This is a genomic window from Croceitalea sp. W27 (genome assembly GCF_055693185.1).
Genome location: NZ_CM146327.1, coordinates 2,292,054 through 2,315,470 on the forward strand (window position 1 = coordinate 2,292,054; position 23,417 = coordinate 2,315,470).

15 protein-coding genes and 1 pseudogene are annotated in these 23,417 nt (G+C 36.2%); 4 read left to right on the top strand and 12 right to left on the bottom strand.

Annotated elements, in window-relative coordinates:
• Positions 1-7 precede the first annotated feature (7 nt).
• From arsS to ACZ1GR_RS10325, 7 genes and pseudogenes are all read right to left on the bottom strand, one after another.
• Entirely contained in the window at positions 8-1,063 is a 1,056-nt protein-coding gene (gene arsS, locus ACZ1GR_RS10295) for an arsenosugar biosynthesis radical SAM (seleno)protein ArsS (RefSeq protein ID WP_472608899.1), read from the bottom strand.
• Between the two features lie 117 nt (positions 1,064-1,180).
• On the bottom strand, positions 1,181-1,516 hold the full coding sequence (locus tag ACZ1GR_RS10300; RefSeq protein WP_099573502.1) for an arsenosugar biosynthesis-associated peroxidase-like protein: 336 nt from the start codon (positions 1,514-1,516) through the stop codon (positions 1,181-1,183).
• Between the two features lie 240 nt (positions 1,517-1,756).
• A pseudogene (locus tag ACZ1GR_RS10305) lies at positions 1,757-2,383 on the bottom strand (metallophosphoesterase family protein); the annotation flags it as partial.
• Entirely contained in the window at positions 2,368-3,747 is a 1,380-nt protein-coding gene (locus ACZ1GR_RS10310; RefSeq protein ID WP_472608900.1) for a sodium:solute symporter, read from the bottom strand. The gene ACZ1GR_RS10310 and the pseudogene ACZ1GR_RS10305, both read right to left, overlap by 16 nt.
• A 137-nt stretch (positions 3,748-3,884) precedes the next feature.
• Complete coding sequence (locus ACZ1GR_RS10315; RefSeq protein WP_472608901.1) at positions 3,885-5,315, bottom strand: SusD/RagB family nutrient-binding outer membrane lipoprotein; 1,431 nt, start codon at positions 5,313-5,315, stop codon at positions 3,885-3,887.
• Between the two features lie 160 nt (positions 5,316-5,475).
• The gene (locus ACZ1GR_RS10320) at positions 5,476-8,679 is read right to left on the bottom strand and encodes a SusC/RagA family TonB-linked outer membrane protein (protein WP_472608902.1); all 3,204 of its coding nucleotides are present in this window, start codon (positions 8,677-8,679) and stop codon (positions 5,476-5,478) included.
• Between the two features lie 48 nt (positions 8,680-8,727).
• Positions 8,728-9,426 (bottom strand): TIGR04282 family arsenosugar biosynthesis glycosyltransferase, encoded by a 699-nt coding sequence (locus tag ACZ1GR_RS10325; RefSeq protein ID WP_472608903.1) that lies wholly within the window; start codon positions 9,424-9,426, stop codon positions 8,728-8,730.
• Between the two features lie 133 nt (positions 9,427-9,559).
• Between ACZ1GR_RS10325 and ACZ1GR_RS10330 the strand changes: the two genes are divergently transcribed.
• Positions 9,560-10,339: a patatin-like phospholipase family protein gene (locus tag ACZ1GR_RS10330; protein WP_472608904.1), complete on the top strand. Its 780-nt coding sequence runs from the start codon at positions 9,560-9,562 to the stop codon at positions 10,337-10,339.
• A gap of 125 nt (positions 10,340-10,464) precedes the next feature.
• Positions 10,465-12,342, top strand: a complete 1,878-nt coding sequence (locus ACZ1GR_RS10335; protein ID WP_472608905.1) for an ATP-binding protein — start codon at positions 10,465-10,467, stop codon at positions 12,340-12,342.
• 177 nt (positions 12,343-12,519) lie between these two features.
• Here ACZ1GR_RS10335 and ACZ1GR_RS10340 read toward each other — a convergent pair whose 3' ends face one another.
• Positions 12,520-13,569: a 2Fe-2S iron-sulfur cluster-binding protein gene (locus tag ACZ1GR_RS10340; protein ID WP_472608906.1), complete on the bottom strand. Its 1,050-nt coding sequence runs from the start codon at positions 13,567-13,569 to the stop codon at positions 12,520-12,522.
• A 126-nt stretch (positions 13,570-13,695) separates the two neighbouring features.
• Between ACZ1GR_RS10340 and ACZ1GR_RS10345 the strand changes: the two genes are divergently transcribed.
• Both ACZ1GR_RS10345 and ACZ1GR_RS10350 read left to right on the top strand, forming a co-directional pair.
• Positions 13,696-15,168: a DUF5687 family protein gene (locus tag ACZ1GR_RS10345; RefSeq protein WP_472608907.1), complete on the top strand. Its 1,473-nt coding sequence runs from the start codon at positions 13,696-13,698 to the stop codon at positions 15,166-15,168.
• 6 nt (positions 15,169-15,174) lie between these two features.
• The gene (locus ACZ1GR_RS10350) at positions 15,175-15,870 is read left to right on the top strand and encodes an ABC transporter ATP-binding protein (protein ID WP_472608908.1); all 696 of its coding nucleotides are present in this window, start codon (positions 15,175-15,177) and stop codon (positions 15,868-15,870) included.
• A gap of 113 nt (positions 15,871-15,983) precedes the next feature.
• On the opposite strand, the gene ACZ1GR_RS10355 is transcribed toward ACZ1GR_RS10350, so the two are convergent.
• The 4 genes from ACZ1GR_RS10355 to ACZ1GR_RS10370 all read right to left on the bottom strand — a co-directional run bounded on the left by ACZ1GR_RS10355 (position 15,984) and on the right by ACZ1GR_RS10370 (position 23,242).
• Positions 15,984-18,074 (bottom strand): TonB-dependent receptor, encoded by a 2,091-nt coding sequence (locus tag ACZ1GR_RS10355; protein ID WP_472608909.1) that lies wholly within the window; start codon positions 18,072-18,074, stop codon positions 15,984-15,986.
• A 112-nt stretch (positions 18,075-18,186) separates the two neighbouring features.
• The gene (locus ACZ1GR_RS10360) at positions 18,187-18,951 is read right to left on the bottom strand and encodes a Plug domain-containing protein (RefSeq protein WP_472608910.1); all 765 of its coding nucleotides are present in this window, start codon (positions 18,949-18,951) and stop codon (positions 18,187-18,189) included.
• Positions 18,952-19,101: 150 nt separating this feature from the next.
• Positions 19,102-20,523, bottom strand: a complete 1,422-nt coding sequence (locus ACZ1GR_RS10365) for a hypothetical protein (RefSeq protein ID WP_472608911.1) — start codon at positions 20,521-20,523, stop codon at positions 19,102-19,104.
• Between the two features lie 373 nt (positions 20,524-20,896).
• The gene (locus tag ACZ1GR_RS10370) at positions 20,897-23,242 is read right to left on the bottom strand and encodes a TonB-dependent receptor (protein WP_472608912.1); all 2,346 of its coding nucleotides are present in this window, start codon (positions 23,240-23,242) and stop codon (positions 20,897-20,899) included.
• Positions 23,243-23,417: the final 175 nt, after the last annotated feature.

Below are 23,417 nucleotides of genomic sequence, written 5' to 3' on the forward strand. Positions count from 1 at the left end.
ATAAAATCTAAGCCACCGTCCCCTGGCAACTACTTCCTGCACCTGCTGTACAGCCATAGCAATGCTGTGAAATAATGATGTTTCTATCGTTCAGTAAATCTTCATTATAATCTTTAATGTGTTTTACCTTGCTAGCCACTTTAAGGTCGAGCATCTGGTTAAAATCACAATCGTAGAGCCAACCATCCCAACTAATGGAAATCGTATTGGTACACATTACATTTGCCACTGCTGCAGGGTTATAAGCTTCCACTAAGGCATACATATAGTCCTCATAATTTTCTGAAGCGATGAGGTAATCTAAGAAGCGCGCTATAGGTAAGTTGGTAATGGCAAAGAGGTTATGAAATTGAATACCAAAATCCTCATCTAAAGCCTTTTTAAAGTCTTTTTCCATAGCCATTTGGTCTCCTGGCAAATATGCCCCAGATGGGTTGTAGACCAAATCTAAACGTAAATCACTACCCGGCATTCCGTAACCCCGTGAGTTGAGTTCTTGCAGGGCTTTTATCGACTTATCAAAAACTCCATCGCCACGTTGTTTATCAGTTTTGCCACGGGTATAATGTGGCATAGAGGAAATTACATGCACATTGTGTTTTTTAAAGAAATCTGGCAAGTGGTAGTATTTTTTATTCGCTCTAATAATGGTAAGGTTAGAACGTACAATAAAATCTTTGATTCCGGCTTTTGCAGCTTCTTCGACGAACCATTCAAAATCAGGATTCATTTCTGGTGCACCGCCAGTTAAATCTAACGTGTGTGCCCCCGTATTTTTAATCACTTCCAAGCATTGTTTCATGGTTTCACGGGTCATGATTTCCTTTCGATCGGGGCCAGCATCTACATGGCAGTGTTCGCACACTTGGTTGCACATATACCCTACATTGATTTGAAGGATTTCCAACTTTTTAGGACGCAGTGGAAAATGCCCTATTTCGCCGATTTTATCCTTGAAATAAGGTAGTCCCCCGTCTGCGAAGATGCCTCCGTTAAGAATATCAAGCTGTCTGTTGCTTTGTGCAAGCTCGTTTCCTTTTGCTTTTAATGATTTTGTAGCCATATTATTAGTATTGAGTACTTAGTGGTGAGTATTAAGAAACCACCAATTAAATGCTATTAATTATCTATTTTCTAAAAGCGCAGCGGTCTTAAATCTAAGAGCGTAGCGTTCTGTCGATTACATCGACAACTTATCATATTTGTTCATCATCTGCACGCCGTGTACCAAGGTTGCTCCACTCTCAATTGCGGCGCCAACATGCACTGCTTCCATCATTTCTTCTTTCGTAATTCCTTTTTGTAAACCATCTTTGGTATACGCATCTATGCAATACGGACATTTGACAACGTGCGAAACCGCAAGAGCAATTAAAGATTTCTCTCTAGCACTTAGTGCGCCTTCTTCGAAAACCTTACCATAATAATCAAAAAACTTGGTACCAAGCTCTTCGCTCCATTCGGTAATTTTTCCAAATTTTCGTAAATCTTTCGGATTGTAATACGTATCTGCCATCTTTTTTTGTGTTTTAGGTACTATATTTTGTTTTGTATTGTCTAGGTAAATCGGAATGCCCTGCCCCATTTTTTCAACTTCAGGGAGGATTTCCATATTATCCCAAATGCCGGAAGAAAGCGTATCTGCATATTCTTCGGGTAGGTGGTTTTTATACATTAATTGTTGCGTAGTGTTGTAATCATATTCAAAAGACCGATGAGTATATTTTAATTCACCTCCTCCTATTTCTAAGAGCATATACCACACTCTTGTGGTGCCATCATTTGCCGGCATACCAATAACACCAGGGTTTAGCCATAGTTTTTCTTTTATGGATTGATGAAATGGTAGTCCACAATGCCCTGCGATAATTACATCACTTTTAGTCTTTTTAAAACAGTTTTGTTTACTGGTGTCAGCATTCGATTGAAATATAAATTCCGACGTATTACCATAATTACCATGTACTACAGTTACTTTTTTTCCTCCATAGTCAAAACTTATGTATTCGGGAATGGTAGCAATCCAATCTAAAGATTCTTTAGATAAATGTCCTTTGGTATACGGAAACCAAAGTTTAGAAAAACTATCACAGCGACCACCAGCTTTAAAATCGCAACCGCAATCTTCACTGTCATTTGCTAATTGTAATTCTACATTGCCTGCAATACTCAAAGCCCCCCAAGCTTTAAATGCCTGAACAGTTTCTTCAGGTTGGGCGCAATAGCCAGTGATATCTCCTGTACAAATACAATTTTCAGGAGCAATCCCTTCATCTTTGGCAATAGCCATTAGTTGCTCTATAGCCTGTAAGTTGCTATAGACACCGCCAAAAAGCAAAAGCTTTCCGGTTTTAGTTCCGATATGTTTTATATCCTTATCCATTTGGGCATAAAATAGAGTAGTATACAGCTTAAAATTCCCCAGAAATTAATCCAAAGTAAATCGGCATACTTTCCCGTGGTAAATATTAATGACTGTGGAAACCAACTAAAAATCAATAGAAATCCGAATAGTATTCCACAAAAAACACTTAAATGAAAACTGATTTTTGAGGCTTTGTCTTTCCAAAATAGAAATATGGGAGTTAATCCAATAATCATGGTACCGCTTATTGTGGTTGCCGAGAGTATTTCTGCATTCAAGAAAACAGGAATAGTACCTAAAACGGCAATAACAACCATAGACCATCGTCCAAATTTCAAAGAGTTACCCATGTTTAAATCAACAGCTAATAACTTTGAAAAAGATGAAAAGGTAGAGTCTAAAGTAGATGCAGCTGAGGTAATCATAATAAAATTAATAACTAATAAAATAACAACACCAAAGGCTTTGCCAACCTCTACAGCTGCTTGCCCTGTCATATTTTGCGATTGCGCATACACACCAATTATACTGAACAGTACAATACAGATGCCTCCAATTATACTAGCCCATAAAAAACTTTTTAGTGTGACCCTAGGACTACTTAAAAAACCTCTGTCAGTAAGTACAGGGTCGTGAAATGGATAACTAAAGGATTGTAATACCGCTGCAAAAAGTAGATTTAATCCCATATCAAAAGACCAAACACCAGAGCTAATAACTTGGGTAGGTGTAAATGTTTCTTTTGAAGTAAAAATAGCACCAAGAATCACCAAGAGTAAAATACCAAATAAGCCCATTTGAAGTACATCTGTAAAAATGGAACTACTCATACCACCTTTTAAAACATACGCTAATGTTAATGCTGTAAAAACTAAAATGGACCAGTAATACGAACTGGAACCCATATCGCCAAAATAGGTGCCAATGACCATGGTGTTGCTCCAAACTTCGTTAAAGAGCCGAATGGCAATTAATATAGAGAATACGGCAACTGCTCCTTTACCAAACTTGGATGTCAAAAAATGATGGATACTAGTATATTTTCCATGAAGCCTCATTTTATAGATTACGATACCAGCTACTGCAAATGATAGATAATAGGCAGCGTAAGCCACACCGCCTACAATACCATAATCTAACCCTAAATTTGCGGCATTGGTGATGCTTTTGGCGAATATCCACGAAATCACCAAACTACCCATCAACATAAAGGTGTTGGGTGCTTTCTTTTTTTGAACAGCTTTAAAAAACTGATTGGTATTTTTTGCCAAAGGAGAAAGGAAGAACAGCACCAAACTTGATGTTATTACAAGTGCCCACTGTAACCCTTCTACTCCGAAAGAGGAAACTTCTGCAAGCGTTATGATACTGTTATAATTCATTTATAATTTAATAACTCTTTTATTCTTTTTAGGTCTCGACTCCGCCTGTCTGCCGACTAGGCAGGCTCGACCTGACAGAAAACATATTTTTATCAACCATCAACCTATTCGAGCAATAACACCAGAGTAGGTAAATCTTAGGGGGCCTCATCCCACCAAACTGGGGAATTAATACTATTGCCATCCGTTCTGGCCGCTGCCACTTCATAGTTTACAGCGTTCAATGCTTGCTCCTCTGCAGGATAGGGCATGCGAACAGGGAGCAAATCATTATTTAAACTAGCTGAAATTGTTTTTAATTGCGGAAAGCCTGTTCTTCGGTATTCTATCCACCCTTCATATCCATTAATGATATTTGCTATCCATTTTTGGGTTATAATATTTTTTAGAGCATCACCATTGGTAAAAGCCCCTTCTGCACTTAGATAAGTTGCTGGTAATGCAGTATTCCAATATTCAAAAGCTTGTGTTACCCCAGTTTCGTATAACGTTTGTGCATTGGCAGTGATAAAGCCACGTTCTGCGGCCTCCGCCAATAGAAAATGTGTTTCCCAACTGGTCATAAAGTTAGCATCCAAAGCACTGGTCGCTTCTCTAAAACTTGTTCCTGCTAAAGAGAAATCGGCCAAGACAACCGCATTCTGTGTGGCATCAACACCATTAAGCAAACCATTGTATTCGCCAGATGTACTATTTGAAAAAGGACGGAAGAGTGTTGAAATTCTTGGATCATTTAAATCCGTTAGAATTTCATCCATCGTTTCTGAAAGCACAAAGTTGTTGAAGTCTCCAATTCGTAATCGCGCTAAGCGGAAGTTGTTGGGTTCTCCATCATTAAAATCAAACGCTGCATTTTGGCTGTTAGCAGTTATGAAGCCACCTTCATCTACTAGACTTTGCAATGCTGCTGCATTATCTTGAACGTTTGAGGTACGCATTAAAAATTTGATTTGGAGCGACTTTGCAAAACGCACCCAGGCCTGTAAATCACCCTCAAAAAGAATATCACCCTCAAGCGGAATAGTACCTGCATAATTTTCTATAGCGTTAATCCCTTTTTCGAGATTATCAAAGATTCCTTCTTCACCATTATAGATTAGCTCTTGATTATCATAAACAGGCGTAACGGTTTCTGTCTTTCCTTGAAAACCTTCTGAGTAAGGCACATCACCAAACATATCCGTTAAGGCTCCGGCCATATAGGCTTTTAAAATTCGGGCTGGACCTTCATATACTTCAAAAGTTGGATTTTCTAATGACAAGCGTAAAATCTCCTCATTATCCCTAAGGTTTGTATATAGAATAGGCCAAGGATTACCACCCAATTGCGGTGATTTTAAATCATGTCGGTCAAACAAATTAAAATCTAGTGCAGTTCGGTATTGCCCTAACAAATCACCTGCGGTAAAACCTTCGTAGGACATTTGTTCTCCATAATCATAAATCACCTGTCTTAGCAACAAACTAGGCTGCACAGCAACAGGCTGATTAGGGTTTGTGTTGATTTCTTCAAAGTCTTTGGTACATGAGCTTGCAAATACAAGTGCAAATACAAGAATCAAGTTCAAAGGCAATTTTGAATTTACCTTAATTTTTTTGAAAAGAGTATCTCTGTCAGTTCGAGCGGAGTCGAGAACAACAGGGACCAGGATAGTTTTACCTCTCGACTCCGCTCGAGGAGACAGCCATTTCGTTATTAGTGTGTATATAAATTTCATCATCTTCTAATTAAAAATTAAACCCAGCTTTAAATCCAATACTTCTTGTGGTGGCATACGACATGTCTTCTACACCACTCACAAATCCTTGCCCTTGAACGGCTAATTGTTCTGGATCAAAATGTGGATTTTCAGTAATGGCAAATAGATTTCTACCAATAAGTGATAATCGTAAACTCGCATCTTGCTGCAAAAACTTAAGATTTTCAAAGGTGTAACCCACGGAAAACTGTCGTAGTTTCAAGAAAGAGGCATCATAGGTATTATTCTCTTCATGGTTTCTATCATAAAACTGGCGGTAGAAACTTTCAGCGGTAACTGCTGTAGTATTTTGAACATAAACCGGATTTTCATCGGTACCTGTGTTTACAACACCTTGTGGCACAATACCTTCTTCTGGTCTAAAAGCGGTTTCAGCCAATTGACCACCAACATTCCCTAAAGCTCGCGTACGGGAAACTATAATTCCGCCTTGGCGCCAGTCTAAAAGAAAGCCTAAATCCCAATTCTTATAATTAAATTGGTTATTGAAACCTACCATAAAATCTGGATTTGAATTTCCTAATTTTTGCAAGGTATTATCAGGAATGTAGCGTCCTTCATCCGTTAGAATAAAATCACCATTTTCGTTTTTCAAATATCCTGTTCCATACAAATCTCCAATACGACCACCTTCTTCTACCTGTACAAAAACGGTTTGGTTTTGACTATCGTAGATTCTAGAGAAGGCTAGTGTTAAACGGCCATCATCTTGTGGTAAGTCTTCTACCGTAGAACGATTTGTACTAAAATTCACGGTACTATTCCATTTAAAGTTTTGAGTTACTATAGGCGTTGCTACTAATATTACTTCTAAACCTTTGGAACGCACTTTACCACCATTGACCACTTGTTGCGTGAATCCGGAGGAAATACCAATAGGTAAGGATATAATCTGGTCTTTGGTTACTGCGTTATAGTACGAAACATCTAAATTCAGCTTATCCCCAAAGAAACGGATGTCAGCACCAACTTCAATAGCCGCGGTCTGTTCCGGTCTTAAATTAGGATTAGCAATAAGGTTCTGGTCACTAAACGTAGGCTGCCCATTAAATGGTGTTTGCGCGATAAATGCCCCTGTGGTCTGGTATGGATTGGTATCATTGCCAACCTGCGCGTAACTCGCACGAAGTTTTGCAAATGAAATCGCTTGGGGTAATTCTGTTACATTGGATAATATAAAACTTGTAGATACCGATGGATAGAAAAACGATACATTATCTACAGAAAAAGGCGTCGCTAAAGCACTTGACCAATCGTTTCGACCCGTAATATCCAAATACAGATAATCTTTGTAACCAAATTTGGCCAAACCATAAAAACTGTTGATACGTTTATTGGATTCAAACTCAAAAACCTCGATTGGTGATGCAGCATTGCTCAAGCGGAATATCCCCGGCTGTGCCAAACTCGTCGTTTGCGACTGTGAGGTAAATGCCTTTTGGTCCAAACGGTTACCACCAAGAGAAACATCAACCTTAAAATCACCAAAGGAGTTGTTGTAATTTAAAAGAAAATCGGTGTTTATTTCCCTATAAAACACGTCATGTTCAGCATAGCCCCCATTTCTAAATCGGTTGGTGCTAAACGCTCTTCGAAACTGGCGTAATTCGCTAGAATAGTCCATTCCAGTGCGTACCGTAGCCGATAAATTGTCGGTGATATCATAAGACGCGGAAATAGTACCAAAAACACGATCTCTGTTAAAAGAGTTTCGGTTTTCTTGTAGTATAAAAAACGGATTATCAAAGAAGGTATAGTTGAAAGAATACTGCTGTAAACCTTCTAAACCTGGTTGCCAATAGTTGCGTAGGTTATCGATATTAAGCGACCGTGGACCCCATGCAACTAGAGAATAATTTACGTTCTCAGAGCCGTATCCATTGGACGGTCTGTTATCACTTTGAGAGTTTATATAGCTAATGCTCGACCTAATACGTAATTTATCCGTTGGACGGAAGTTTAAACGAGACGATATGGTCTGTCTATCTAAATTCACTCCGGGAATGATACTTTCACTGCGTAAATCAGTAAATGAAAGCCTAAAATTACCCTTATCAAAGCCAGAAGAAATCGCTAGGTTATTGATAAAGGTAGTTCCTGTTTCGTAGAAGTTTTTAAGGTTATCAGGATTGGAACGAAATTCTGTTAGGGTGATAGGAAGTCCATTATATACCGAAGTATCTCCACCGCGAACTATAGTTCCATCAGGTAAGGTCACCGGGCTATCAAATTGCGGAATTAAATTACCGACATCTAAACGAGGCCCCCAACTATAGGTGATATTATCACTGGTACCACCGCCGAGGCCATCTACAAACTCAAAAACTCCTGCTTGTCCTTGACCATATTCATTTTGGAAATCAGGCAATCTAAACGCTGAGTCGACAAAGAAACTGGTATTGTAACTTATGCCAAGACCTTTACTTTTAGAACCATCTTTGGTCTCGATAACAATAACCCCGTTTGCCGCACGTGTACCGTATAACGCAGCTGCACTTGGTCCTTTTAATACCGAAACTTCGGCAATATCATCCGGATTCACCTCCATAGCACCATTACCAAAATCAACTTCTTGGAATCCGGCTGCAGCTTCATTGGTGAAGTTGAAGACCGAGTTGTTATTGATGGGAACTCCGTCAACTATAAATAAAGGATTGTTATTAGAGAATGAAGCTTCACCACGAATGGTAATTTTTGAGGAAGAACCGACACCAGTTGCACCTCGGTTAATGGTCACTCCTGCTAGTTTACCTGCAAGATTATCCAAAAAGTTGACAGATTTTACTTCAGTAACACCTTTAGCATCTAAACTTTGTACTACATAGCCCAATTCTTTAGTCTCTCGTTTAAGTCCTAGTGCCGTTAGCACCACTTCATTTAGCTGTTCTGAAGATTCCTTTAATTGTACATTGATTATGTTTTGATTTTGAATGGAAACAGTCTGTGTTTTGTATCCGAGAACAGAGAATTCTAGAAGAGAAACACCTTCTGGAACCGTAATTTCATAGTTTCCATTTTCATCTGTTGTGCTTCCAGTTTGTGTACCTACGGCTAAAATATTTGCATAAGGTATCCCCAAATTGTTGATATCGCTAACGCGACCTGATATGGTTTGTTGAGCATTTAATGCCACCACAAAAAGCAGTAATACGCTCAGTAAATAATACTTCATTTATTTGTATAAAAGTTAGTCTTGTGGCCAATTGGCCGAGAAAAATGTTTATAGAAGATGAAGCAAAACAGGTGAGCCCTTGTTGAACAAAGGAGAAGAATATGAATCGGAATAGTTAAATGCTCTCGCGCTAAAAACTTTTAAAACCTTTTCTTCAATAGCGCGAAGTATTTTTAGAATGGTAATTGCAATCGATCTTGAAAAACCAAGTAATTTAACGACATCTACTGCAGTATCGATATCCTCAAAAACTGGCAACCTATGGAGATGCGAATTGCTGTTTTCAAATAATTGTGAAATTCTATTGAATAAACCGAAACGTTGCCACGGAAGTCTTAAGAAAAGAGAGGCGTCAAAGTTTGATTTGTGAAGCCCCATCAGGTAGAAACCACCATCGAATGTTGGACCTAAAACCGTTTTTCCTAATTGAAGTTGCTTGTAGGCCTCAAGTAAATGCGATGTTTTTAATTGAGGGCTATCGTTACCTATGGTAATAATGTTTTTATACCCTTTTTGATAAACTTTTTGAATGGCATTTACAAAACGTTCTCCAAAAGAGTTTCCGAACTGTTCTTTTTCTGTAAAATGGAAATATGGAAGCTTTGTTTTTTTAACCTTGTTCAAGGTCTCTTTGTTAAGCGCTTCAAATACTACAGCACTTTTAACAAATGGTTTTTGCTCAAATTCTTGTGACGCAGAATTGGCAAAAACGAGGATTGCAGTAGTATGTTGAACGGCTTTTAGCAAGGCATAGCAATTGTTATGTAAACTTACGATAAAAACTTAATAGCAGTTTTGGTCGAAGCTCTAATAAAAAGATTACAGGCAAGATTGTTAAAATTCAGGGAATGGAATTAACTTTAACACAAAAGACAAAACGGTGCAAAGTTTAACAACTTCAAATAAGAAAATCGGACTTGTTTTATCAGGAGGCGGTATCCGCGGCATGGCCCATATTGGCCTGTTAAAGGCAATGCAAGAAAGGGATATTGAGGCACATGAAATTGCGGGGGCAAGCGTTGGAGCTTTAATAGGAGCGCTTTACGCCAACGGAAACAGCACTGATGAAATGCTTCAGTTCTTTAGAGACACGCCGCTGTTTCAATACAATTACTTTGCTATTGGAAAACCAGGCCTAATCGATACTACAAAATTTGCAAGTGTTTTTCAAAAACATTTTTCTGTTAATTCATTCGAGTCTTTAACTAAACCGTTATATGTGGTTGCTACGGATTTGATGAACGGGAAAGAAAAAGTCTTTACTAAGGGTGAGCTTATTTTACCATTGCTTGCTTCAGCCGCATTGTCTCCTGTTTTTAGCCCTGTTGAAGTGAATGGCACACTATACGCCGATGGCGGGATAATGAACAACTTTCCTAAAGAATATCTAGAAAAAAATTGCGAACTTATCATTGGTAGTAATGTATCTATTAACGGTACGCTTGAAAAAAAACATCTCCGTAATTCCTTTCAATTAACTGGAAGAATCACCGGCCTTATGATTTATGCCTCATGCAGAGAAAAAATTGGGGAATGCGATGTACTTATAGAACCGCAAGAATTGGAACATATTGGGATGCTTGATAAGAAAGACATAGATAAGGCATATACAATTGGCTATGACCGTGCTTGTTGGGCCTTAGATAAATTTGATAGATAAGATTTGGATTAGACCGATGGGTTCTATTTTTAAGGTTTAATTCATTTTAAATGTAGAGTTTTGTGCAGTATTTTTAAAATAAACTCTCACAAAAAAGTACTTACTGTTTTAGCTAAATTTGATGCATGAAAAGTGCGGTAGAAATATTTGAACAACTTAATGAAATAGATGAGCTTACAGAAATTGAAGCCAAATCTGGAAGTTCAATTTCAAAATCTATAATGGAAACGGTTTGTGCTTTTAGTAATGAACCAGGGTTAGGCGGAGGCTATTTGCTTCTTGGCGCAAGAATAGATGATGAGAGTTTGTTTCCTCAATATGTGGTAGAAGAACTTTTAGAACCTGATCGAATACAGTCGGATTTTGCCACTCAATGCGCAAACATATTTAACATACCTGTTAGACCATCTATCAAGATTGAATTGATAAATGATAAACCTGTTGCGATTATAAAGGTTGATGAATTACCTGATGGTCAAAAACCCTTATATTTCAAGTCTGATGGTTTGCCAAGAGGGGCATATAGAAGAATCGGACCGACTGATCATAGATGTACAGAAGATGATTTGAGGGTTTTTTACTCAAATACGGACACATATGATAAAGTAGTTCTAGAACAAACAGATTTTGAAGATATTGATGAAACTGCTTTAAAGAGATATAGAGATTTAAGAAGTAGAATTAATTCAGCGGCAGAAGAACTAACCTTCACGGATATTGAACTTTTACAGTCCTTGGGATGTATGGATTATAGCAGCTCTAAACTAACAGTAGCTGGTATTCTATTATTTGGAAAATCTTCTTCGTTAAGAAGAATTTTCCCATTAATGCGTGTTGACTATATAAGGGTTCCTGGTAATAAATGGGTTGAAAATCCTGATGAACGATTTATCACCATTGATATGAGGGGTCCTCTCTTGTTAATGATTTTTAGAATAGTTGATGCCATTTATTCAGATTTACCAAAAGGGTTTAAACTTGATAACAAGAATATTCAGGCAGACTCACTTGGACTTCCGATTAAGGTTTTGAGAGAAGCTGTAACAAATGCCTTAATGCATAGATCCTATAGGGTTAATTCTCCTACTCAAATTATTAGATATGACAACCGATTAGAAATTATCAATCCTGGCTTTTCTTTGAAATCTGAAGAACAATTAGGTAACCCGGGTTCTGAAAGCCGAAATCCTTTTATAGCATCTGTTTTTCACGAAACAAATTTGGCAGAAACAAAAGGCTCAGGCATTAGAGCAATGAGAGCACTTTTAGCAGAAGCTAAATTAGCTCCGCCAACGTTTGAATCTGATAGGGATAATAATAAATTTACTACACGCCTTTTATTACATCACTTTTTAAATAATGATGATTTAAAGTGGCTAACTCAATTTGATGATCTTGATCTTTCAGATCACCAAAAGCTAGCTTTGATTTTTGTTAGAGAAGTTGGGGCAATAGATAATAATACTTATAGACAAATTTCAAATTCTGATAGTTACAAATCTGGAACAGAACTAAGGTATTTGCGAAGTAATGATCTTTTGGCTCAAAAAGGTAAAGGAAGAGGAACTTATTATATTGAAGGAGAATCTCTTAATTGGAATATTAAGGAAATAAACACAGATGTTGTTGTTCTTAACACAGAAGGTGATTTAACTAACACAGAAGGTAATGTAACTAACACAGATGCTATTTTAAATGCGCAAGAAGAGGAAAACATAGAGGAGGTAAAAAAACTCTTATCTAAACTTCCTGAACATGTAAGATTAAGGGTAAAAGATTTAAGAAAAAGAGAATCTGACGTAGACAAAATAAAATCGTTAATAGTTGACATTTGTAAAAACAAAGGATTTAACCTTTCAGAATTGGCTATGCTTTTGAAGAGGGATGAAAATTGGATAAGTAGAACATATGTCAAACCCTTAATAAATTCAGGTAAACTATGTTACACTATTCCAGATATGATAAAACATCCAAAACAAGCTTACCGCTCTACTAATACATAAAAAGAAGATTAGAAAATAAAATTAAGAGTAATAATGTATAATCTTGATTACTTGCCCCCAATACGTTATTCAAACCAAACAAAACGGGTTGGAAGACTATACTGTTTTAACAATTTCAAGTATTATTGGTACTTGCGGACTTAAGCTTTAAGACTACTATTTACAACTAGATTTTATTTAAACATCATCATAATCAACTTTCAAGGTAGAGGTAGTCGGATGCGCTTGACAGGTCAGAATCAAACCTTCGGCAACTTCACCATCAGTTAGAATCTGATTTTTTACCATCTCTGCCTTTCCTTCGGTAATGCGGGCAATACAACTACTACAAACGCCACCTTGACAAGAATAGGGTGCATCAATATTTTCTTTGAGTACCGCATCTAAAACCAACGTTTTTTGGTCCATTTCAAAGGAGAAAGTCTCATCATCTACCAATACCTCAATTTTGGTTTTCCCATCCAGATTTTCTGCAACAGTATCCTCGGTATCTAAAGTTGTGAAAAGTTCAAAATGAATATTAGCCTCAGAAATGCCGTTGTTTTTTAAGGTATCGGAAACGGTATTGATCATCGCCTCGGGCCCACATAGGTAAAAATCATTAAAGGAAACACCCTTGAACTTATTTTTAAGGATAAGGTTGACCGTTGAGGTTTCAATACGGCCAAAAAGGCAATTAGGTTCCGATACTTTACTGTAGACAAATTGCACATAAAAGCGTTCTCCATATTTTTCTTGTAAGGCCACTATTTGAGAGTGGTACATGGTTTCTTCAGGGTTCTTATTGCCGTAAATCAAGACAAAAGTATTATCATTATTAGCTTCTAAAACTGTTTGTGCAATACTCATAATAGGAGTGATACCGCTACCGGCTGCAAAAGCTGCGATATTTTGTGTTTCTCTACGAGGTTCAAAAGTAAAACGGCCATCCGGAGGCATAACTTCCAGAACGTCTCCTACTTTTATTTCTTTATTGGCATAAACAGAAAAAGTACCACCTTCAACTCTTTTTATGCCAACAGTAAGTTTCTCCGAAGAAGGTGCCGAAGAAATGGAATAAGCACGGCGAACTTCCTGACCATTAATAGGATGTTTTATGGTAATATACTGGCCGGCCTCATATGAAAAAGTAGTTGCCAGAGCGGCAGGTATATCGAAAGTTAATGCCACCGAATTTGGGGTTAGTGAATCAACGGACGCAACAGTTAATTTATGAAAATCACTCATGAGATGAATTTTGGGTGCAAAACTAAGGATTCATACTATTTTGAGGGCTATTTTTTTAAAATGGTTTGATTTTGTAACAAATCAACTATTTTAGTCACTAACCTTCAGAACAAATAACCAACGACAATGTTCAAACACTTTATCAACCTTCAGTGGAAATCGTTTTTTAGGTCCGCTTCTTTCAAAACAGAGATATGGTTTAAAATATTAATGGCACTTGGGGCCTTATATTTTATTGCCGTATTCTTAAGTCTGGGTTTTGGAGTTTATTTTATCATTGAAAAAGCGGAACTAGGCGACCCATTACGTGTAGTAAACAAGTTCTTGATTTATTATCTCGTTATCGATTTGGTTTTTCGCTATATGTTGCAAAAAATGCCGGTTACCAATATTAAACCGCTCTTGTATCTGCCCTTTAAGAAGAGCCAGGTAGTGCACTATTTGCTTGGTAAGACCATTGTTTCCTTTTTCAACTGGTCTCACGCTTTTTTCTTTGTACCGTTCAGTATAATATTATTGACTAAAGACTATGGCGTTGCTAATGTGATAGGTTGGCATTTGGGTTTTATGGCGCTCATTTACTGTAACAACTTCATCAATGTCTTGGTGAACAATAAAGACAATGTCTTTTATCTTATTGCAGGAGTATTCATTTTATTTGGTGTATCTCAGTATTACGGTTGGTTTGATGTCACGGCTTATACGGGACCCTTATTTGACAAACTTTATGATATTCCGATAACAGCAATCATTCCATGGACCATTTTATTAGGTCTCTTTGGGTCATCCTTTAATTATTTTAAAAAGAATATGTTTTTAGACGGTGGTCTGGCCACCAAAGTGACCGAGGCCAAAACCGAAAATTTAGACTGGCTCAACCGTTTTGGAAACCTAGGCACCTTTTTAAAGAATGATATTAAACTCATTAAAAGAAATAAACGTGCACGCTCGGCCGTAATCGCGGGATTCTTTTTTATTTTTTATGGACTCTTGTTTTTTACCGGAGCGGTAGAATCTTATGATAATCCGTTTATGAAGATCTTTGCGGGTATTTTTGTTACGGGAGGGTTTTTGTTCAGTTTTGGACAATATGTACCAAGTTGGGACAGCAGTTACTATCCACTAATGATGAGCCAGAATATTCAGTATCGAGAGTATTTGACTTCAAAATGGTATTTGGTCATCATTGCAACGGTAATTTCAACATTTTTGGCATCTTTTTACCTTTACTTTGGTTGGGAAGCTTATGCCGCGGTTCTTGCCGGTGCCGTTTACAATGTAGGCATCAACTCTTATCTGGTTTTATGGGGCGGAGCGTATGTAAAAACTCCTATAGACTTAACATCCAATAAAAAGGCTTTTGGTGATAAGCAAGCCTTCAATGCGAAGACCCTTTTAATAACACTGCCTAAACTATTATTACCAATAATAATTTATACAATTGGCCATTTTACGCTTGGCCCGGCCGCTGGCTATATTTTTGTTGCGGTATTCGGTCTTTTAGGCTTCGTTTTCAAGAACAAAATGTTCGCAGTCATTGAAAAAATCTATAAAAAAGAAAAGTATAAAACGCTTTTGGCGTACAAACAAAAAGCATAACCAACTATGATATCAGTAAATAATTTATCAAAAACATACGGGGCTAATACCGTTTTAAATATTGAATCTTTAGAAATACCTAAAGGGCAAAGTTTTGGTTTGGTAGGTAATAACGGAGCCGGTAAAACTACTTTATTTAGTTTGTTGTTAGACTTAATACAGCCTAGCACTGGGCATATTATCAGTAATGATGTGCAAGTAGACCAAAGCGAAGCTTGGAAACCGTTTACGTCGGCTTTTATTGATGAGACCTTCTTGATTGGCTATTTGACTCCTGAAGAATACTTCTACTTTATTGGAGAATTACGGGGTCGTAATAAGGCCGATGTGGATGCTCTTTTATCTCAATTTGAAGATTTTTTCCACGGAGAAATTTTAGGGCAAAAGAAATATTTGCGCGACCTATCTAAAGGAAACCAAAAAAAGGCGGGTATCGTTGCAAGTTTTATTGGCAATCCTGAAGTGGTAATTCTTGATGAACCATTTGCAAATTTAGATCCCACTACACAGATTCGCTTAAAGGGCATTATAAAAGAACTGGCAGCAAAAGAAGAGGTAACGGTGCTGGTCTCTAGTCACGATTTAATTCATGTGACTGAAGTTTGCGAACGAATTGTGGTGCTCAATAAGGGCGAAATCGTAAAAGATATTAAGACTTCAACAGAGACATTAAAAGAGCTAGAAACTTTCTTTGGGGGATAATAAAGGTAGCTCAATGAAAGCGGAATTGAAAAATCCTTGAATAGTACCTAATTGGGTATCTTATTCAAGGATTTTATCCTTCAATTTAGTCTGTAACTATACTTGTTCAATGCTTATTCAACATTAAAAAATTTAACTCTTCTCAAGACCTTACCATTATTATCGATTCCATTTACAACTACGGCGTAGCTACCTGACTCTAGGTTAGACGAGGTCAAATCTATATAATTGTTCTCTCCGGAAGCCAACTCTAAAGAAGGATTCGAATACACTGCAACGTTTGATTTTTCTTTATTCGATTCAATACCTTTACGAACCACTCTGGCCATTGTGCTGTAGATACGTTCGTTATTCTCATCATAAAAAGGATTGTTTAAAGTGTTTTTTGAATATACGGCAACTACTCCGCTTGCAGCCCTTGTTCCATACAAACTGGCCTTAGGGCCTTTAAGTACATCGACAAAGTCTACTTCGGTCAAGCGCATAGATTTTATAAAACTGGCACTTACCTCAAAACCGTTAAAAAGAAACATAGGTTCTATATTGCCATTAATCGAGTTCAAGCCTCTTATCAATACTGTCTGTGTTGGATAGACTCCACTTACCCAAACCCCAGGAACTTGCGCTATTAAGTCTGGAACACTCCAAGATTGGTGTGAAGGTAAGGAATCAATAAAAACTCTATTATCGGGCCTGCCATGCAATGTAAGCTTATCGATTCTAGCGTTTCTTTTTTCGATAATACTTTTTAGTTCATCTTCCACAACAACCTCTCTTAGTGCTATGATATTTTCATCATCAAGGTTTAGATTTGAGGTTTTTTGCCGGTTATAGTTATCTCGAGTTGCTAACTTAGCATCATTGGCTACAGAATTAGTATACAAATCATTAGACTGAAGAGCGGCAGGAATTTTCTCCTCGTCAATAACAATAAAGGCTTCATCATCATAATTCTTTCTTTTAGATACAATTTCTACTGTACCTTCAATTTTGCTGGCACTTTCAAAAGGCCCAAAACTAAAGTTGCCTTTATCATCGGTGGTAGAGGTAAAGTGATAGAAACTCGGTTCTAGGATATTTAGTTTAACCGTTGCAGGCAAATGCCTTTTACCATTACTTATATCAACTACTTTTCCGCTAATGAATATGCCTTTTTCAGAATTTACAGCAATATTTTGCTTAGATACTTTAGCCTCATTCTCAAGTTTTGTGTAGTTATCAGGTTTTGTCAGCATGAGCAAGTCTAGAAAATTTTTATCTAGATGGCTGTAATTAGAAGTTTGCATTGCACTCTGTCCATCAGAAGCATCGAGATATTCTGTTTTGATAATGTTGACAGAGAATTTTCCGTAGAGATTATCTTTACCATGCATGCTTATTTGAAGAACAGGGGTTTTATTCAAACTACTGTCAATTGCGATACTTAGATTACCATTAGATTCATTTTCATCACTTACATATAAGTTTCTATACGCTTTAAGGTTATTCTCGGCATCTACAACTTTCAAGTTTAAAACACCTTTATTGAGGTTCGACTTTTTCAGTTTTAACGTATTCAGAGTTCTATTGAATGGTATCTCTTGTTTAAAAATTAGATTCCCGTTCTGATATGCGTTCAAATGTAAATTTCTTTCGTTGCTGGTTTTTTGAAAATAGACTACAAATTCTTCCGAGGATTCTCTAACTGTAATGCCCAAACCGTCTTTACTAACATTCGGGAGAGGATATAGTTTTGTCTCAAATTGTTGGTCATGAATTTTAGCATAATACAGCTCTCCTGATTTTGGGGTCAACACTACATATCCCAGACCTAGGGGATTTGTCTTAAAGTTTGTTATATGCTCACCTTTTTCATTGACAATAAATCCTTTGGTTGCAATCCCGAGACCATTTTTATCCGAAATATTTATTGCTATTCTACTTAAAACGTTTTCAATCAATTTACCACCTTCTGGATAAAACGCCACGTCTTCTACAGTGGTCTTTTTTTCATTGTAAACTCTAGTATTTTTTCCATGGTGTAATGCTTTGTCTAGGTTTTTGTTCTCCAGAATATAGGTGCTGTACCAACTAGACTCTTCGGCAATACAATATGCTTTGTTAGTTGTAATGTGAGTATGTTCACTAAAGCTAGATTTAGAATATAGTTGTTGAACCAATAAAACTGTAAGGAGATTGAATACTAAGTGTCTAGTTGAAATCATAAAATTTAGTTTTAATATACGACAAAAAGCAAGCCTATAAAGAAGAAAGACCCATAAAATAAAGTTAAATCCTACAAAATAATGGTTAGCTCTTTACTTAATTTGTTAAGGTTTAGTTAATATTAAAAAATTTAGTATTACTAAGTAGTTTGCCAGTATTTGAAATGCCCTTTACTACTACAGCATAACTACCTGGTTCTAATGATGAAGTGGATAAATCAACATAACTATTTTTTCCGATGGATAACTCTAAATTTGGATCCCAGTAAATCGTTGTATTTGATTTTTCTTTATTGTTGATGAAATCTTTAAAAGATAAACTCTGATCAAAACCTTTACGTACCACCTTGGAAATGGTATTGTAAATGCGTTTATCGTTTTCACCATAAAAAGGATTGTTTATAGTGCCTTTAGAATATACAGAAACAATACCTCCAGATCCTCTAACGCCATATATACTTGATTTTGGCCCCTTAATAACGTCAATGAAATCTACTTGGCTCAAACGCATGGATAATATAAAAGAAGGACTCACTTGAAAACCGTTAAAAAGATACATAGGCCCAGCACCACCACTAATTGTATGCAACCCCCTTATTGATACCCTTTGATTCGGATAGGTTCCGCTGACCCAAACACCCGCAGTTTGTGCCAATAAATCAGGAACGCTCCAAGATTGGTATGAGGGTAAAGAATCTATAAATATGCGTTTATCTGGGGTACCATATAAAGTAAGTTCATCGATCTTAGCTTTTCTTCTTTCAACTATACTTTTTACGACATCTTCTACAACGACCTCTCTCAGTTCAATAATATTTTCATAATCAAGATTTAAGTCGGTTAGATTTTGTTGGTCATCGGTATTTCTAACTGACAATTCATTATCATCTGCTGATAGGGTAGAATCAAAATTGGTGGGATCCAGTTCGATCGAACTTTTATCCTCATCAATAAATACAAAAACCTCATCGTCAGACCCTTCCCTTTTAGAAACAATTTCTACAGTACCTTCAATACTTTCTGTGCTTTAAAAAGGGCCAAAACTAAAATGTCCTTTCTTATCTGTTGTAGAAGTAAAATGATAGAAATTAGGTTCTAGGATAGTTAATTTTACCGTGGCGGGTAAATGTCTTTTTCTCAAACTTAAGTCAACTACTTTTCCTCTAATAAAAATGCCTTTTTCAGAATTTAAGGAGATATTCTTTTTTGATATTTCGGTCTTTTTTTCAAGTTTTATGTAGTTGTTCGGCTTCGTTAACATGATCAGGTCAATACAATTTTTGTTTAGGTAGTTGTAATCATTAGTTTTGACCATATTTTGCCCGTAAGAAGTACCGAGATATTCTGCCTTTACGACGCTTACCGAAAACTTGCCTGATATACTATCTTCACCCTGCATGCTTATTTGAATAGGACTAATATTTGAACCACCATTAATACCCACGTTCAAGTTACTTGTATTTTTACTTTCGTCGCTTACGTATAGATTGCGATATGTTTTAATTTTATTGTCGGAGTCTACTATTTTTAAGCTTAAAATACCTTTATTAAAATCCGCTTTCTTCAATTTTAATGTATTCAGGTTTCTATTAAATGGTATATTTTGTTTAAAAATTAGAGTGTCGTTCTGATATGCTTTTAGCTGTAGTTTTTTGTCATCTCCGATTTTTTGAAAATACACAATGAAGTCCTCTGGCGATTCTTTTACCGTAATACCTACACCATTTTTATTAACAAAGGGGAGAGGATGTAATTTGTCTTCGGGCTCATGACTATAAATTTTCGCATAATACAACTCTCCTGGTTTAGGGGTTATCACTGCATATCCTAATCCTAAGGCGTTGGTTTTAAAATTTGTTATACGATTTCCTTGTTCATTAGTAATAATTCCCTCTGCCGCGATTCCTTGTCCATTCTTATCCAAAATTTGAATTGCTACCTTCGTAAGAATGTTTTCGATTAAATTACCACCTTCTGGATAAAATGCTACGTCTTTTACAGGTGTCTTTTTATCCTTATAAAGATTTGTTCCGTTTACGCTATAAAGTTCTTTTTCGTCCGCAATAATATATATTTCGTTTTGAAAATAACTTCCTAAATCTTTGCCCAACATCTTTTTAGTGAATGCGATAAGTACATATTTTCCGGGCGTTAGCTTATTTTCAAAGGTAAATGCTCCAGAAACAGAAAAATCTTTAAGATAATGTCTTTTACTTTCAATGAGTTTATCGCCCTTATATAGTTGTACGTGCACAACGCTGCTCGTTTCGTCTTTAACGGTATTTTGGTTCTTTAAAATATAGGCGCTGTACCAAATAGGTTCTCCTTTAACATAATATGATTTGTCGGTTGTAACATAGGTCTGTTCACCAGAACTAGATTTTGAATAGGTCAGTTGAATTAATAAAAATGTAAAGAGATAAAAGAAGAAAACTCTATTCGAAATCATAATGTCTATTTTCAAATAAATACCACAAAAATTATGCCGTACAGATTTGTACGTACATAAATATAAGTAAAATCTTACAAAATTAAAAATTTATTGGAGACAACTTTATGCTCTTTTATATGAATTGTCGTTGCCTTTTTATACCATGCACCTAGGCATTAACTCATGATAAGCCTAGAACAAATATTGACCCTAATACACAAATTCGTATAAAAATTTTAAAAGTCACTAAGACCTCTATAGAAACCTTATTTGGAGGATGACGAAAATTTTCATCAAAGTTTTTAGGCAAAACCATTGAACAATATCATGTTAGGTTTTATGTTTATGAGTTTCCTCCAAAGTTTTTTGCTAAAAGCTTATTTCTTTTGATTTAATTTATATCAAAAAATTTAGTGGTACTCAATAGTTTGCCAGTATTTGAGATGCCTTTCACTGTCACAGCGTAGCTTCCTGGTTGTAAATCTTTAAAGTTTAAGTCAATTTTATTGTTTCCATTGGAATATAATTTCAATGAAGGATTCCAGTATATAGTGGTTTCGGATTTTACTTTATCTGTACTAAAATCTTTGTAAGAAACTGTTGGGTCAAACCCTTTTCTAGCAACTTTGGCGGTAGTATTGTAAACTCGTTTATTACTTTCATAAAGAGGATTGTTAATAGTTCCTTTCGAGTGCACAGATATAACTCCTCCGGCTGCCCTTGTGCCATACATGGCAGCCTTAGGGCCTTTAAGAACATCTATGAAATCTACTTCGGTCAAACGCATGGATTTAATAAAACTGGCGCTTACTTCAAAACCGTTAAAAAGAAACATGGGTTCGATATCGCCATTGTATGAATTTAGACCCCTAACCAATATTGTTTGCGTGGGGTAGGCGCCACTTACCCAGACCCCTGGAATTTGCGCTAGTAAATCTGGAACACTCCAAGATTGGTATGAGGGTAAGGAATCAATAAAAACCCGATTATCAGGTTTTCCATACAGCGTACTTGAATTGATTTCCTCATTTCTTTTTTCAATAATGCTCTTTACTTTGTCTTCTACGACAACCTCTTTAAGTACTATAGTATTTTTATCGTTCGCGCTTAGAATTTTAAAATCTTCTATTTTTTTTCTTTTTCTAGTAATTGTATCAATATTTTCAACGGCGAGAAGAGCTTTTTTAAAGGTCAAATCCAAAACGGGCAAAGCTTTTTCTGAATCGATGTTTATAAATACTTCTTTTTCATGACCTTTTTTATTTGTAACTATTTCTACAGTTCCTTCAATATTTTTAATACTTTCGAACGGACCAAAACTAAAGTTGCCTTTTTTATCGGTGGTAGAGGTAAAATGATAAAAGTCAGGCTCCAATATATTTAATTTTACCGTTGCCGGTAGATGCCTTTTGCTATTGGTTAAATCTACCACCTTGCCTGTTATAAGAATACCTTGCTCAGGCAAATCTTCTTTGGCAGATGCACTCTCGTTTTTGTTTATATCTGGGTTTTTTTGAAGTTGACCGGTCTTTGTCAACATTAGCAAATCCATAACGCTTTTATCAACATTCAGATAGTTCGTGAGTTCGGCTTGATTGTATAATTCTTTTTGATTGACAAACTCTTTTTTGGCTATGCTTACAGAAAAATTTCCTGAAACGCTATTTGTTTCTTGAGTGAGTAAACCTAATTGAACACCTAAATCTTTGGTTGGACCCTTTCGTATTTCAACTTTTAATTCACTAGGCTTATTTTCTTGAGATGAATACAGATGTCTGTGTGCTAATAGCTTATTATTGCCATCGGTAACCTTCAAAATTAGAACTCCTGATTTAAGCGCAGATTTAAGAATTTTCAGAGAGTTGACAGGCTTGGTAAAGGGCAGTTGTTGTTCAAAAATTAGATTGTTATTTTGATGGCCCTGAATTTTCAAATCGTTTTGTGATATCGTTTTGTGAAAGTAAACCTTGAAATCTTCAGGAGATTCTTTTATCGAAATACCCAAACCATCTTTTTTAATTTTTGGTAGAGCGTACCTTATTGCTGTTGACTCATTGTCATTTAATTGGGCAAAATAAGACTTCTCCGGCAGCGGGTTAATTACAGTAAAACCAAGCCCCAGCTGATTTGTCTCAAAACTAGTGATGGCATTTCCATCAGAATCAACTATAGTTCCTTTTATTGAAAGCCCCATGCCTTTTTTATCGGTTACTTTTATAGCAACTTTTGCAGGAATTGATTCTATTAAATTTCCACCTTCTGGATAAAAGTTCATACTGGCAACAAGACCGGAATTCTCATCAAAAAAAACATTGTTGTTCTTAACACGTTTGAGAGCTTTTGTATTATTGACAATAAATATTTCTTTTTCATAGTAATTAGAGGCTTTTTGAGATAATATTAGTTTGGTATAAACCCTAAGATGGTATTTTCCGGCAGGCAACTTTTTTTCAAAATTAAATACGCCAGGGGCTGAAAAATCAATTACATAATGTCTTTTTGTTTTGATAAGTTTATTATCCCTAAACAAATCAATATAAACCACTTTACTTTTTTCTGTCGGTTTAATATTCTTGTTATTAAGTATATAGGTATTATACCAAATAGCCTCACCTGCTAAATAATAAGTTTTGTCCGTTGTAACGAAAGCTTGCTCTTCAGGTTCAATATTCGAGAATAGCAGTTGAAAGCTTAACAAGAAAATGAAGTAAGAAGCAATAGTTTTACCTGAAATCATACTATAAATGTTTAAGAAAAATGATTAAAGCATGTACGCGATAAAATAAACATTTTAAGGCTCATGCTAAAATTTAAAATACTGAATTTGAAGAGCTAAAAAAAGTCATAGTAGCAGATTTAACAGTTTTTTAGAACGCAAAAAATATTTCTTGAATTTTAAAGGTGTAGTTTGT

What these genes read in the sequence shown, in the direction of transcription:
- ACZ1GR_RS10350 (WP_472608908.1), top strand. Translation starts at nt 15,175, where the DNA reads ATGATATCAGTAAATAATTTATCAAAAACATACGGGGCTAATACCGTT.
- ACZ1GR_RS10365 (WP_472608911.1), bottom strand. Translation starts at nt 20,523, where the DNA reads ATGATTTCGAATAGAGTTTTCTTCTTTTATCTCTTTACATTTTTATTA.
- ACZ1GR_RS10310 (WP_472608900.1), bottom strand. Translation starts at nt 3,747, where the DNA reads ATGAATTATAACAGTATCATAACGCTTGCAGAAGTTTCCTCTTTCGGA.
- ACZ1GR_RS10355 (WP_472608909.1), bottom strand. Translation starts at nt 18,074, where the DNA reads ATGATTTCAACTAGACACTTAGTATTCAATCTCCTTACAGTTTTATTG.
- ACZ1GR_RS10320 (WP_472608902.1), bottom strand. Translation starts at nt 8,679, where the DNA reads ATGAAGTATTATTTACTGAGCGTATTACTGCTTTTTGTGGTGGCATTA.
- ACZ1GR_RS10370 (WP_472608912.1), bottom strand. Translation starts at nt 23,242, where the DNA reads ATGATTTCAGGTAAAACTATTGCTTCTTACTTCATTTTCTTGTTAAGC.
- arsS (WP_472608899.1), bottom strand. Translation starts at nt 1,063, where the DNA reads ATGGCTACAAAATCATTAAAAGCAAAAGGAAACGAGCTTGCACAAAGC.
- ACZ1GR_RS10300 (WP_099573502.1), bottom strand. Translation starts at nt 1,516, where the DNA reads ATGGCAGATACGTATTACAATCCGAAAGATTTACGAAAATTTGGAAAA.
- ACZ1GR_RS10340 (WP_472608906.1), bottom strand. Translation starts at nt 13,569, where the DNA reads ATGAGTGATTTTCATAAATTAACTGTTGCGTCCGTTGATTCACTAACC.
- ACZ1GR_RS10335 (WP_472608905.1), top strand. Translation starts at nt 10,465, where the DNA reads ATGAAAAGTGCGGTAGAAATATTTGAACAACTTAATGAAATAGATGAG.
- ACZ1GR_RS10345 (WP_472608907.1), top strand. Translation starts at nt 13,696, where the DNA reads ATGTTCAAACACTTTATCAACCTTCAGTGGAAATCGTTTTTTAGGTCC.